This window comes from Streptomyces sp. NPDC101393 (assembly GCF_044767385.1).
Lineage (GTDB): Bacteria > Actinomycetota > Actinomycetes > Streptomycetales > Streptomycetaceae > Streptomyces.
This window is the reverse complement of record NZ_JBIWNU010000013.1, coordinates 21,001-33,979: the sequence shown is the minus strand read 5'-3', so window position 1 is coordinate 33,979 and position 12,979 is coordinate 21,001. Positions and strand designations below refer to the sequence as shown.

Annotated in this window: 11 protein-coding genes; 5 read left to right on the top strand and 6 right to left on the bottom strand. The window is 69.5% G+C overall.

Annotated elements, in window-relative coordinates; all coding sequences use genetic code 11:
- Positions 1-161 precede the first annotated feature (161 nt).
- From tkt to pgl, 5 genes are read left to right on the top strand one after another with little or no spacing between them, the layout of a single operon-like run.
- Positions 162-2,264: a transketolase gene (gene tkt / locus ACIRQ7_RS33135; protein ID WP_404266285.1), complete on the top strand. Its 2,103-nt coding sequence runs from the start codon at positions 162-164 to the stop codon at positions 2,262-2,264.
- A 34-nt stretch (positions 2,265-2,298) separates the two neighbouring features.
- Complete coding sequence (gene tal / locus ACIRQ7_RS33130; RefSeq protein WP_401478908.1) at positions 2,299-3,417, top strand: transaldolase; 1,119 nt, start codon at positions 2,299-2,301, stop codon at positions 3,415-3,417.
- Positions 3,418-3,422: 5 nt separating this feature from the next.
- Complete coding sequence (gene zwf, locus ACIRQ7_RS33125; RefSeq protein ID WP_404266284.1) at positions 3,423-4,946, top strand: glucose-6-phosphate dehydrogenase; 1,524 nt, start codon at positions 3,423-3,425, stop codon at positions 4,944-4,946.
- Positions 4,943-5,971 carry a glucose-6-phosphate dehydrogenase assembly protein OpcA gene (opcA, locus tag ACIRQ7_RS33120; RefSeq protein ID WP_404266283.1) on the top strand — a complete coding sequence of 343 codons (1,029 nt, stop codon included), beginning with the start codon at positions 4,943-4,945 and terminating at the stop codon, positions 5,969-5,971. The genes zwf and opcA overlap by 4 nt, the downstream gene beginning before the upstream one ends.
- On the top strand, positions 5,968-6,750 hold the full coding sequence (gene pgl / locus ACIRQ7_RS33115; RefSeq protein WP_404266282.1) for a 6-phosphogluconolactonase: 783 nt from the start codon (positions 5,968-5,970) through the stop codon (positions 6,748-6,750). Before opcA ends, pgl begins: the two co-directional genes overlap by 4 nt.
- A gap of 98 nt (positions 6,751-6,848) precedes the next feature.
- On the opposite strand, the gene pgi is transcribed toward pgl, so the two are convergent.
- The 6 genes from pgi to gap all read right to left on the bottom strand — a co-directional run bounded on the left by pgi (position 6,849) and on the right by gap (position 12,762).
- Positions 6,849-8,501 (bottom strand): glucose-6-phosphate isomerase, encoded by a 1,653-nt coding sequence (pgi, locus tag ACIRQ7_RS33110; RefSeq protein WP_404266358.1) that lies wholly within the window; start codon positions 8,499-8,501, stop codon positions 6,849-6,851.
- A gap of 214 nt (positions 8,502-8,715) precedes the next feature.
- Positions 8,716-9,051 (bottom strand): RNA polymerase-binding protein RbpA, encoded by a 336-nt coding sequence (locus ACIRQ7_RS33105; RefSeq protein ID WP_401478920.1) that lies wholly within the window; start codon positions 9,049-9,051, stop codon positions 8,716-8,718.
- A gap of 154 nt (positions 9,052-9,205) precedes the next feature.
- A complete protein-coding gene (gene secG, locus ACIRQ7_RS33100) occupies positions 9,206-9,442 on the bottom strand; it encodes a preprotein translocase subunit SecG (RefSeq protein WP_128508572.1) in 237 nt (78 codons plus the stop codon).
- Between the two features lie 162 nt (positions 9,443-9,604).
- Positions 9,605-10,360 carry a triose-phosphate isomerase gene (tpiA, locus tag ACIRQ7_RS33095; RefSeq protein WP_401479135.1) on the bottom strand — a complete coding sequence of 252 codons (756 nt, stop codon included), beginning with the start codon at positions 10,358-10,360 and terminating at the stop codon, positions 9,605-9,607.
- Positions 10,361-10,398: 38 nt separating this feature from the next.
- Positions 10,399-11,610, bottom strand: coding sequence for a phosphoglycerate kinase (locus ACIRQ7_RS33090; protein WP_404266281.1), 1,212 nt, complete (start codon positions 11,608-11,610; stop codon positions 10,399-10,401).
- A gap of 147 nt (positions 11,611-11,757) precedes the next feature.
- Positions 11,758-12,762 (bottom strand): type I glyceraldehyde-3-phosphate dehydrogenase, encoded by a 1,005-nt coding sequence (gap, locus tag ACIRQ7_RS33085; RefSeq protein WP_404266280.1) that lies wholly within the window; start codon positions 12,760-12,762, stop codon positions 11,758-11,760.
- Positions 12,763-12,979: the final 217 nt, after the last annotated feature.

Below are 12,979 nucleotides of genomic sequence, written 5' to 3'. Positions count from 1 at the left end.
CCCGGAGCATCGAGCTGTCGCCGTGACGGGTCGCCGCCTGAGCGCCGAAAACTTCGACTGAGCGTCGAAAAGACGCACGCCCTTGCGGGGGTAGGCTCGACACCGCCTGGCGGACATACCGTCCCCGGCATTCGACATGTGGAGAGGAGCCCTGACTCAGGGTGAGCACCAAGCCGACCACCACAGATCTCGAGTGGACCGAACTGGACCAGCGGGCCGTGGATACCGTCCGTGTCCTGGCCATGGATTCCGTGCAGAAGGTCGGTAACGGCCATCCCGGTACGGCCATGAGCCTGGCACCGGCCGCCTACCTTCTCTTCCAGAAGCTCATGCGGCACGACCCCGCGGACGCCGAATGGACCGGCCGCGACCGGTTCGTGCTCTCCGCCGGCCACTCCAGCCTGACCCTGTACATCCAGCTCTACCTCGCCGGCTACGGCCTGGAGCTGGATGACCTCAAGGCCTTCCGCACCTGGGGTTCGAAGACCCCCGGCCACCCGGAGTACGGCCACACCACCGGCGTGGAGACCACCACCGGCCCGCTGGGCCAGGGTGTCGCCAACGCCGTGGGCATGGCCATGGCAGCCCGCTTCGAGCGTGGCCTGTTCGACCCCGAGGCGGCTCCCGGCACCTCGCCCTTCGACCACACCATCTGGGTCATCGCCGGCGACGGCTGCCTCCAGGAGGGCATCTCCGCCGAGGCGTCCTCGATGGCCGGTCACCAGAAGCTCGGCAACCTCGTCCTGCTGTGGGACGACAACCACATCTCCATCGAGGGCGACACCGAGACCGCGGTCTCCGAGGACACCCTCAAGCGCTACGAGGCCTACGGCTGGCACGTCCAGCGGGTCGAGCAGCTGCCCAACGGCGACCTGGACCCGGCCGGTCTGGCCAAGGCCCTGCAGGCCGCCAAGGCCGAGACCGAGCGCCCGTCGTTCATCGCGGCCCGCTCGATCATCGCCTGGCCCGCCCCGAACGCCCAGAACACCGAGGCGGCGCACGGCTCGGCGCTCGGCGACGACGAGGTCGCCGCGACCAAGCGCGTGCTGGGCTTCGACCCGGAGCAGTCCTTCGAGGTCTCCGACGAGGTCTTCGCGCACACCCGCGCCGCCCTCGACCGCGGCCGTGAGGCCAAGGCCGAGTGGGAGAAGTCGTTCGCCGCCTGGCGGACCGCCAACCCCGAGCGGGCCGCGGAGTTCGACCGGATCGCCGCGGGCGAGCTGCCCGAGGGCTGGCAGGACAAGCTGCCGTCCTTCGAGACCGGCAAGGCCGTCGCCACCCGCGCCGCCTCCGGCAAGGTGCTGCAGTCCCTCGGCGCGGTCATCCCCGAGCTGTGGGGCGGCTCCGCCGACCTCGCCGGTTCGAACAACACCACGATCGACAAGACCTCGTCGTTCCTGCCGAAGGGCAACCCGCTGCCGGGCGCCCACCCGTACGGCCGCACGATCCACTACGGCATCCGCGAGCACTCCATGGCCGCGGAGATGAACGGCATCGCGCTGCACGGCAACACCCGCATCTACGGCGGCACCTTCCTGGTGTTCTCCGACTACATGCGCAACGCCGTCCGGCTGTCCGCACTGATGCACCTGCCGGTGACGTACGTGTGGACGCACGACTCCATCGGTCTGGGCGAGGACGGCCCGACCCACCAGCCGGTCGAGCACCTCGCCTCGCTGCGCGCCATCCCGGGCCTCAACGTCGTGCGCCCGGCCGACGCCAACGAGACCGCCATCGCGTGGCGCGAGATCCTCAAGCGCTACACCAAGGAGTTCGGCGTGGGGGCCCCGCACGGTCTCGCGCTGACCCGCCAGGGTGTGCCCACGTACGAGGCCAACGGGGAGGCGGCCAAGGGCGGTTACGTCCTGTTCGAGGCCGCGGGCCCCGACGGGAAGAGCGCCGAGCCCGAGGTCCTGCTGATCGGCACCGGCTCCGAGGTCCAGCTCGCCGTCGAGGCGCGTGAGCAGCTGCAGGCCGCCGGCGTCCCGACCCGGGTCGTCTCGATGCCCTGTGTCGAGTGGTTCGACGCGCAGGACCAGGCGTACCGGGACAGCGTGCTTCCCCCGTCCGTCAAGGCCCGTGTCGCCGTCGAAGCCGGCATCGGTCTGACCTGGCACCGCTTCGTCGGTGACGCCGGGCGCATCGTGTCGCTGGAGCACTTCGGTGCCTCGGCCGACGCCAAGGTCCTCTTCCGCGAGTTCGGCTTCACCGCCGACGCGGTCGCGGCCGCTGCCCGGGAATCGCTCGAAGCCGCCCAGCGCTGACGCCCGTATACGACAAGTAGGAGATGCAAAACCCATGACAGACGCACTCAAGCGCCTCTCCGATGAAGGCGTCGCGATCTGGCTGGACGACCTGTCGCGACAGCGCATCACGTCCGGCAACCTCGCCGAGCTGATCGACCAGCAGCACGTCGTCGGCGTCACGACGAACCCGTCGATCTTCCAGAAGGCGATCTCGGACGGCCACGGCTACGACCAGCAGGTCGCCGACCTCGCCGCCCGCAAGGTCACCGTCGAGGAAGCCATCCGCATGATCACGACGGCGGACGTCCGCGACGCCGCCGACATCCTGCGGCCGGTCTTCGACGCCACCGGCGGCCAGGACGGCCGGGTCTCCATCGAGGTCGACCCGCGCCTGGCGCACCACACCGCGCCGACGATCGCCGAGGCCAAGCAGCTGGCCTGGCTGGTGGACCGTCCCAACACCCTGATCAAGATCCCGGCGACCAAGGCCGGTCTGCCGGCGATCACCGAGGTCATCGGCAAGGGCATCAGCGTCAACGTCACGCTGATCTTCTCGCTGGAGCGCTACCGCGAGGTCATGGACGCCTACCTCGCGGGCCTGGAGAAGGCCAAGGCCGCCGGCCTGGACCTCTCGCAGATCCACTCCGTCGCCTCGTTCTTCGTCTCCCGTGTGGACAGCGAGATCGACAAGCGCCTGGAGAAGATCGGCACGGACGAGGCCAAGGCGCTCAAGGGCAAGGCCGCGCTGGCCAACGCCCGGCTCGCCTACGAGGCGTTCGAGGAGGTCTTCTCCTCGGACCGCTGGGCCGCGCTGGACCGCGCACACGCCAACAGGCAGCGTCCGCTGTGGGCCTCGACCGGTGTCAAGGACCCGGCCTACAAGGACACGCTGTACGTCGACGAGCTGGTCGCGCCCGGCACGGTCAACACCATGCCGGAGGCCACTCTGGAGGCCACCGCCGACCACGGCCAGATCACGGGTGACACCGTGCGCGGCGGGTACGCGCAGGCCAAGGCCGACCTGGAGGCGCTCGCCAAGGCCGGGATCTCGTACGACGACGTCGTGCAGCTCTTGGAGGACGAGGGCGTCGACAAGTTCGAGGCGGCCTGGAACGACCTGCTCAAGTCGACTGAGGCAGAGCTCAAGCGCCTCGCTCCTTCGGAGGGCTGACCAACTTGTCCAGCAGCAATCCGCTGCGTGACGCACAGGACCGGCGGCTCCCGCGTATCGCGGGGCCGTCCGGCCTTGTCATCTTTGGCGTCACGGGCGATTTGTCCCGTAAAAAGCTGATGCCTGCCGTCTATGACCTGGCCAACCGCGGTCTGCTTCCGCCGGGTTTCTCGCTCATCGGATTCGCCCGCCGCGAGTGGGAGAACGAGGACTTCGCGCAGGAGGTGTACGAGGCGGTCAAACAGCACTCCCGTACACCCTTCCGCGAGGAGGTCTGGCAGCAGCTCGTCCAGGGCTGCCGCTTCGTCCAGGGCAACTTCGACGACGACGACGCCTTCGAGACGCTCAAGGACACGATCAACGAGCTCGACAAGGCCCAGGGCACCGGCGGCAACTTCGCCTTCTACCTCTCCGTACCTCCCAAGTTCTTCCCCAAGGTCGTCCAGCAGCTCAAGAAGCACGGGCTGGCCGACCAGAAGGAGGACTCCTGGCGCCGCGCGGTCATCGAGAAGCCCTTCGGCCACAACCTGGAGAGCGCGCAGGAGCTCAACAAGGTCGTCCACGAGGTCTTCCCGCCCCACGAGGTCTTCCGGATCGACCACTACCTGGGCAAGGAGACGGTCCAGAACATCATGGCGCTGCGGTTCGCCAACACGATGTTCGAGCCGCTGTGGAACCGCAGTTATGTCGACCACGTCCAGATCACGATGGCCGAGGACATCGGCATCGGCGGCCGGGCCGGCTACTACGACGGCATCGGCGCCGCACGCGACGTCATCCAGAACCACCTCCTCCAGCTGCTCGCGCTGACCGCGATGGAGGAGCCCGCCTCCTTCGACGCCGACGCGCTGGTCGCGGAGAAGACCAAGGTGCTGGGCGCCGTCAGGCTGCCGGCAGACCTCGGCAAGTCGACGGTGCGCGCACAGTACGCGGCCGGATGGCAGGGCGGCGAGAAGGCCGTCGGCTATCTGCAGGAAGAGGGCATCGACCCCAAGTCGAAGACCGACACCTACGCCGCCGTCAAACTCCAGGTGGACAACCGCCGTTGGGCCGGCGTCCCCTTCTACCTGCGCACCGGCAAGCGCCTCGGCCGCCGGGTCACGGAGATCGCGGTGGTCTTCCAGCGCGCTCCGCACTCCCCCTTCGACCACACCGCCACCGAGGAGCTGGGGCAGAACGCCCTGGTCATCCGGGTGCAGCCGGACGAGGGCGTGACCGTCAGGTTCGGCTCCAAGGTGCCGGGCACCTCGATGGAGGTCCGGGACGTCTCGATGGACTTCGCGTACGGCGAGTCCTTCACGGAGTCCAGCCCCGAGGCCTACGAGCGGCTGATCCTCGACGTCCTCCTCGGGGACGCCAACCTCTTCCCGCGACTGGAAGAGGTCGAGCAGTCCTGGCGCATCCTCGACCCGATCGAGGAGTACTGGGACCGGAACGGCAAGCCCGCGCAGTATCCGGCGGGCACCTGGGGCCCGGCCGAGGCGGACGAAATGCTCGCACGAGACGGACGGAGCTGGCGTCGGCCATGAAGATCGATCTGACGGAAACCACGGCCAGCAAAATCAACAAGGCGCTGGTCCAGGGCCGTCGCGCCGTCGGCACCCCCGCCGTCGGCATGGTGCTCACCCTCGTCATCGTCACCGACGAGGAGAACGCCTACGACGCCCTGAAGGCGGCCAACGAGGCCTCCCGCGAGCACCCCTCGCGCACCCTGGTCGTCATCAAGCGGGTCAGCCGGTCGCCACGCGACCGCGCCAAGGCCCGCCTGGACGCCGAGGTCCGGGTCGGCGCGGACGCGGGCACCGGCGAGACGGTGGTGCTGCGGCTCTACGGCGAGGCGATCAACCACGCCCAGTCCGTGGTGCTGCCGCTGCTGCTGCCGGACGCCCCCGTCGTGGTCTGGTGGGCCGTGAACGGCCCGCTGGACCCCGCCAAGGACCCGCTGGGCGCGCTGGCCCAGCGCCGTGTCACGGACGCGTACGCCTCCGAGCAGCCCATCCAGGAGCTGTCCGGCCGCGCGGACAACTACACCCCCGGTGACACCGACCTGTCCTGGACCCGCATCACCCCGTGGCGCTCGATGCTCGCGGCGGCGCTGGACCAGGTCCCCTGCACGGTCACCTCGGCCGAGGTCGAGGGCGAGGAGTTCAACCCCAGCTGCGAGCTGCTCGCCATGTGGCTCGCCGGCCGGCTGAACGTCCCCGTCAAGCGCACGGTGTCGGCCGGTCCCGGTCTGACGGCGGTCCGCATGGAGTCCAGCAGCGGCACGATCGTGCTGGACCGCCCGGACGGCTCGCTCGCCACGCTCTCCATGCGCGCCCAGCCGGACCGCGCGGTGGCGCTCAAGCGGCGGGAGACCTCCGAGCTGCTCGCCGAGGAACTGCGCCGGCTCGATCCGGACGACACCTACGCCGCCGCGCTGAAGTTCGGCGTGGACCGGCTCGGTGAGCCCGCCGGGGCGACGCAGGGCCCCGGTGAGCCCGCCGCCGAGGAGAGCACCCCGGCCAAGCCCGCGGCGAAGAAGGCGCCCGCCAAGAAGGCAGCGTCCAAGTGAGTGCTCCGCAGGTGGTCGTCCACCGCGACAAGGAGCTGATGGCGAAGGCCGCGGCGGCCCGGCTGATCACCAAGATCGTGGACGCGCAGGCAGCCCGCGGCTTCGCCTCCGTCGTCCTGACCGGCGGCCGCAACGGCAACGGGCTGCTCGCGGCCCTCGCCGAGGCGCCCGCCCGGGACGCGGTCGACTGGTCGCGCCTGGACCTGTGGTGGGGCGACGAGCGGTTCCTGCCGGACGGCGACCCGGAGCGCAACCACACCCAGGCCCGCGAGGTGCTGCTGGACAGCGTCCCGCTGGATCCGGCCCGGGTGCACCCGATGGCCCCGGCGGGCGGCACGTACGGCAACAACGCGGACGCCGCCGCCGAGGCGTACGCGGTCGAGCTGGCCGCCGCCGCGGGACCCGAGGACCACGGCCCGGTACCGGCCTTCGACGTGCTGCTGCTCGGCGTCGGCCCCGACACTCATGTCGCCTCGCTCTTCCCCGAGCAGCCCGGCGTGCGCGAGGGCGAGCGGATGGTGATCGGTGTGCACGGCGCGCCCAAGCCGCCGCCCACCCGCGTCTCGCTGACGCTGCCCGCGATCCGCGCGGCGCGTGAGGTCTGGCTGCTGGCGGCCGGCGAGGACAAGGCGGGTGCCGCGGCCATCGCGCTCTCCGGCGCGGGTGAGGTGCAGGCCCCGGCGGCGGGCGCCAAGGGCCGCCGCCGGACGCTGTGGCTGCTGGACGAGGCGGCGGCATCACAACTGCCGCGCGACCTGTATCCGCCGGCGTCGGCGTGAACGGCTGAACTGCTGAACGGCAGCGGCCCCGTCCTCCTTCGGGAGGGCGGGGCCGCTGCCGTTGTCCGGGTGCCAGCCGCCGCAGCGCCTGGCCTCGCTCAACGCCCGCGCAGCTCGCGGTACTTGGCGACCAGGCCGGCCGTCGAGGCATCCAGCCCCGGCACCTCGGCGCCGTCCGTCAGCGCGGGCTCCACACGCTTGGCGAGGACCTTGCCGAGCTCCACGCCCCACTGGTCGAAGGAGTCGATGTTCCACACCGCGCCCTGGACGAACACCTTGTGCTCGTACAGGGCGATCAACTGGCCCAGCACGGACGGGCTGAGCTCCTCGGCGAGGATCGTCGTGGTGGGGTGGTTGCCCTGGAAGGTCTTGTGCGGCACCAGTTCCTCGGCCACGCCCTCGGCCCGCACCTCCTCGGGCGTCTTGCCGAAGGCCAGCGCCTGGCCCTGCGCGAAGAGATTGGCCATCAGCAGGTCGTGCTGGGCGACCAGCCCCGGCTGCAGATCGTCGACCGGCCGGGCGAAGCCGATGAAGTCGGCCGGGATCATCTTCGTGCCCTGGTGGAGCAGTTGGTAATAGGCGTGCTGGCCGTTGGTGCCGGGCGTGCCCCACACGACCGGGCCGGTCTGCCAGCCCACCGGATTGCCGTCCCGGTCCACGGACTTGCCGTTGGACTCCATGTCGAGCTGCTGGAGGTAGGCGGTGAACTTGGAGAGGTAGTGGCTGTAGGGCAGTACGGCGTGCGACTGGGCGTCGAAGAAGTTGCCGTACCAGACGCCGAGCAGGCCCAGCAGCAGGGGGGCATTCTCCTCCGGCGGGGCGGCGCGGAAGTGCTCGTCGACGAGGTGGAAGCCGGCCAGCATCTCGCGGAAGTGCTCCTGGCCGATCGCGATCATCAGCGACAGGCCGATCGCGGAGTCGAAGGAGTAGCGGCCGCCGACCCAGTCCCAGAACTCGAACATGTTGTCCGTGTTGATGCCGAACTCCGCGACCTTCTCGGCGTTCGTCGACAGCGCCACGAAGTGCTGGGCGACGGCGTCGGACCCGGCTCCCAGGCCGGTCAGCAGCCAGTCGCGGGCCGAGGTGGCGTTGGTGATCGTCTCGATGGTGGTGAAGGTCTTCGAGGCGATGATGAAGAGCGTCTCGGCCGGGTCCAGGTCGCGCAGTGCCTCGTGCAGGTCGGCGCCGTCGACGTTGGAGACGAAGCGGAACTGCATATCGCGGTGGCTGAAGGCGCGCAGCGCCTCGTACGCCATCGCCGGGCCCAGGTCGGAGCCGCCGATACCGATGTTGACGACCGTCTTGATGCGCTTGCCGGTGTGGCCCTTCCAGTCGCCGGAGCGGACCCGGTCGGAGAAGGTGGCCATCTTCGTCAGGACGGAGTGCACTCCGGGGACGACATTCTCCCCGTCGCTCTTGACGACCGCCGAGTGGGGCGCGCGCAGTGCGGTGTGCAGCACCGAACGCCCCTCGGTGATGTTGATCTTCTCGCCGCGGAACATCGCGTCCCGCAGGGCGCCGACGCCGGTGGCCTCGGCCAGCTCGCGCAGCAGTCGCAGGGTGTCGTCGGTGACCAGGTGCTTGGAGTAGTCCAGGTGGAGGTCGCCGACCTGGAGGGTGTAGCGCTCGGCGCGGGACGGATCCTTCGCGAACAGCTCGCGCAGCCGCACCTCCCCCAGCTGCTCCCGGTGCTTGTTCAGCGCGCTCCACTCAGGCATCTGGTCGAGCCTGCTGCGGCCTTCTGCGTTCATCTCGGACATCAGCCTTCTCTGTCTCGTACCGGCCCCGCCACCCTCCAACCTAATTGATCAGAGCGCGGTATGAGGTGTCTGTCCGCTCTGGGACGAAGGGCTGTCGGGCAGATGACGGGCGGATGTCCGACCGCGGCGCACACGGACGCGACCGGCCCGGCCGGAGGGGACATCTCACCCTCCGGCCGGGCCGGTCATCGCGTCTGCGGGTCCGTCAGATCTCGCCGCGCAGCTTGGCGAGCGCCTCGGCGAGAATCGCCTCGCCGTCGGCGTCGCTACGGCGCTCCCGGACGTAGGCAAGGTGGGTCTTGTACGGCTCGGTGCGCGGCGGGGCCGGCGGGCTGTCCCGGTCCTTGCCGGCCGGAAAACCACAGCGCGGGCAGTCCCAGGTGTCCGGAACCTGCGCATCGCCGGCGAAGCTGGGTACCGTCTCGTGCCCGTTGGAGCACCAGAAGGAGATGCGGGTCCGCGGCGCGGACTCGCCGCGCTCGGCCTCCCCCATCGGCCCCGCCCCGACCCGACTTCCTCGGATCGCGTTGCCACTTGCCACGGTCGTAACTCCCTGCGTAATGGTGCTGCAGTGCATCTCACAGCAGCTGCGCTGCGGGCGCTCCAGTCTACGTAAGGCCCAACGCGCGTCCAGTGACAGGAGTTACCCGTCCAAGGACGCCGCCCTCATGATAGGCCGCGCCTCCGACGGTATGTCAGTTACCGAGTTTCATCAGGACACCGAGGACGACAATGCAGGCGAACCACAGCAGACCGATCACGATGGTGATGCGGTCGAGGTTCCGCTCGGCGACCGAGGAGCCGCCGACCGAGGACTGCATGCCGCCACCGAACATGTCGGACAGGCCGCCGCCCTTCCCCTTGTGCATGAGCACCAGCATCATCAGCAGCAGGCTGAAGACGATGAGGGCGATCGAGAACCCGATGACCACGGCTGGACCAACTCTCTAGGACTGACGGACGGAACGATGACTCCGTCACCTGGGGTGACGGTGCCACAACACGAGATCGAAATATTGCGGGGCCGGGCGGCGCGCTGGACGCCGGACCCGGCCCCGACAGGGTACGACGGGCCGGGCCCGTCGTCATAGCTCCTACTGGTCGCGGAAGCGGACGATCTTGACGAACTCGTCCGCGTCCAGTGCCGCGCCGCCGATCAGGGCGCCGTCGACATCCGGCTGCGCCATGATCGCCGCGACGTTGCCGGACTTGACCGAGCCGCCGTACTGGATGCGGACCTTGTCGGCCAGCTCCTGGCTGTAGAGCTCGGCGAGACGGCCGCGGATGGCTCCGCAGACCTCCTGCGCGTCCTCGGGGGTGGCGACCTCGCCGGTGCCGATGGCCCACACCGGCTCGTAGGCGATCACGATGGTCTCGGCCTGCTCGGCCGGGACGCCGTCGAGACCGCCGTCGAGCTGGGCGAGGGTGTGCGCGACCTGGTTGCCGGCCTTGCGGACGTCCAGGCCCTCGCCGACGCACAGGATCGGGGTGATGCCGTGCTTGAACGCGGCCTTGACCTTGGCGTTGCAGATCTCTTCGTTCTCGCCGTGGTACTGGCGGCGCTCGCTGTGCCCGATGGCCACGAAGGCGCACTTGAGCTTGGAGAGCATCTGGCCGGAGATCTCGCCGGTGTAGGCACCGGAGTCCTGCGCCGAGATGTCCTGGGCGCCGTACTTGATCTTGAGCTTGTCGCCGTCGACCAGCGTCTGCACCGACCGCAGGTCGGTGAAGGGCGGCAGCACCGCGACCTCCACCGCCTCGAAGTCCTTGTCGGCGAGCGCGAAGGCGAGCTTCTGGACGTGCGCGATGGCCTCGAGGTGGTTGAGGTTCATCTTCCAGTTGCCCGCCATCAGCGGGGTACGGCCCTCGTTAAGAGCAGTCACGTTCTTCAGTCCTCCAGAGCGGCGAGGCCGGGGAGCGTCTTGCCTTCGAGGTATTCGAGGCTGGCGCCACCACCGGTAGAGATGTGGCCAAATGCGTTCTCGTCGAAGCCCAGGGCGCGCACGGCCGCCGCCGAGTCACCGCCGCCGACGACGGTGAAGCCGGGGCTGTCGAGCAGCGCCCGCGCGACGGACGCGGTGCCGCCGGCGTAGTCGGGGTGCTCGGCGACGCCGACCGGGCCGTTCCAGAACACCGTCCTGGCGTCCGCGATCTTCGCGGCGAACAGCTCGCGGGTCTTCGGGCCGATGTCCAGGCCCTCCTTGTCGGAGGGGATCTTGTCGGCGTCGACGGTGACGAAGTCGGCCGGGGCCTTGGTCTTCAGGTCGGGGAAGTCCGTCGAGGCGAGGATGTCGACGGGGAGCACCAGCTCGACGCCGTTCTTCTCCGCGCGCGCCATGTACTCGGTGACGGTCGGGACCTGGTCCTCCTGCAGGAGCGAGATGCCGACCTCGTAGCCCTTGGCCTTGAGGAAGGTGTACGCCATCCCGCCGCCGATCAGCAGCCGGTCGGCCTTGCCGAGCAGCTCGTCGATGACGGCGAGCTTGTCGGAGACCTTGGCGCCGCCGAGCACGACGACGTACGGCCGCTTGACGTCCTCGGTGAGCTTCTTCAGGACGGTGACCTCGGCGGCGATCAGCTCACCCGCGGCGTGCGGGAGGCGGGCCGGGAGGTCGTAGACGGAGGCGTGCTTGCGGTGCACCGCACCGAAGCCGTCGCCGACGTACAGGTCGGCCAGCTCGGCGAGCTGGTCGGCGAAGGCGCCGCGCTCGGCGTCGTCCTTGCTGGTCTCGCCCGCGTTGAAGCGGAGGTTCTCCAGGACGGCGACCTGGCCCTCGCCCAGGCCGTCGACGACGGACTTGGCGGAGGCGCCGACGGTGTCGGTGGCGAACGCCACCTCCCGGCCCAGCAGCTCGCCCAGCCGCTTGGCGGCGGGCGCCAGCGAGAAGGCCGGGTCCGGAGCGCCGTTGGGGCGGCCCAGGTGCGAGGCGACGATGACCTTGGCGCCGTACTGGGCGAGCTTGGCGATCGTCGGCTGGACGGCGCGGATGCGGCCGTCGTCGGTGATGGTCGTGCCGTCCAGCGGCACGTTGAGGTCGGCGCGGACGAAGACCCGCTTGCCCGCGACCCCTTCTGCGGTGAGATCGTCGATCGTCTTCATGCGAAGTGACTCCGTTGCTTCAGTCAGTCATGGGTCGGGGCCCGTACGACGCTTCATCGCGTCCTACGAGCCCCGTCCTCACATCTCGGTGCCTGCGGCGGTGCCGGCAGGGCTGCGGGCACCGCCCGGCATCACGTCAGCTGACGATCAGAGCTGGCCGCCGACGAAGGTGGTCAGGTCCACCAGGCGGTTGGAGTAGCCCCACTCGTTGTCGTACCAGCCGACGACCTTGACGCTCTTGCCCTGGACCATGGTCAGGGAGGAGTCGAAGGTGCAGGACGCGGGCCAGTTGACGATGTCCGAGGAGACGATCGCGTCCTCGGTGTAGTCCAGGAAGCCCTTGAGCTGGCCCTCGGCGGCCTTCTGGAAGGCGGCGTTGACCTCGTCCTTGGTCACCTCGCGCTCCAGCTCGATGACCAGGTCGGTGACCGAACCGGTGGGGACCGGCACGCGCATGGCGATGCCGTCGAGCTTGCCGGCGAGCTCCGGGATCACCAGCGCGGTGGCCTTGGCGGCACCGGTGGTGGTCGGGATGATGTTCTCGGCGGCGGCGCGGGCGCGGCGCAGGTCGCTGTGCGGGAAGTCCAGAATGCGCTGGTCGTTGGTGTACGCGTGGACCGTGGTCATCATGCCCTTGACGATGCCGAAGTTCTCCAGGAGAACCTTGGCCATCGGCGCCACACAGTTGGTGGTGCAGGAGGCGTTGGAGATGACGTGGTGCTGGGCCGCGTCGTACTTGTCCTGGTTGACGCCCATCACGATCGTGATGTCCTCGTCCTTGGCGGGCGCGGAGATCAGGACCTTCTTGGCGCCGGCCGCGAGGTGCTTGGCGGCGTCGGCCTTCTTGGTGAAGATGCCGGTCGACTCGATGACGATGTCGGCGCCGAGCTCGCCCCAGGGGAGGTTCGCCGGGTCGCGCTCGGCCATCGTCTTGAAGGTCTGGCTGCCGACGGTGATGGTGTCGTCGGTGTGGCTGACGCTCTGCTTGAGGCGACCCAGGATGGTGTCGTACTTGAGCAGGTGAACCAGGGTGGCGTTATCGGTCAGGTCGTTGACACCGACAATCTCGATGTCCGCACCCTGCTCCAGGAGCGCGCGGAAGTAGTTACGACCAATGCGGCCGAATCCGTTGATGCCTACGCGGATCGTCACGAACCGATCTCCTCGTTGGTGCGCCGGCGCGATACCGGCGAGCTGTATGGGATGTCCCCGACCGCCTCCGACCCTACCCCCAATGCGAGACGTACGTGACATTGACAGGAGGCCCTCTCACTGCCTCCCGGAGAGGCCTCGCACGGACCGCACCGCGCCCCCGGAATCACCTGGGACACCGGGGGCGAGCGGGGCGGGAGGAGGCTTTCGGGGAGCG